The sequence below is a fragment of the Mesorhizobium delmotii genome (assembly GCF_900149755.1).
Lineage (GTDB): Bacteria > Pseudomonadota > Alphaproteobacteria > Rhizobiales > Rhizobiaceae > Mesorhizobium > Mesorhizobium delmotii.
In genome coordinates this window covers 1-281 of record NZ_FUIG01000091.1, presented here as the reverse complement: position 1 = coordinate 281, position 281 = coordinate 1, and the positions used below count along the sequence as shown (strand labels likewise).

General features: G+C 60.9%; 1 pseudogene. It reads right to left on the bottom strand.

The window, feature by feature from the left end:
- Positions 1–19 precede the first annotated feature (19 nt).
- Positions 20–281, bottom strand: a pseudogene (locus BQ8482_RS34440) (AAA family ATPase); the annotation flags it as partial.

The following is a 281-nucleotide window of genomic DNA, read 5'->3' as shown; positions in this document are numbered from 1 at the left end:
ACGGGGAGAAGGAAGAACCTCACGCATTCCACAGGCCCTTCTTCTTCAACTCCTCGATCTCGCGCACCGCGCGGTCGCGCAGGCGGGTGTCGCGGATCATCTTGGTCACCGCCGCGTCGTCGGACTTATCGGAGTAGCGGAACTCCGAGTCGGCGTAGCGGTTGACCTCCTGCATGACCATGTCCATCGAGAACGGGCCGCGCAGTTCCTCGATCATCGCCTTCTTGTCGTCGTAGCTCTTGTGCATGAAGACTTCAGGCTTCTCGAACCACTCGTCCGGC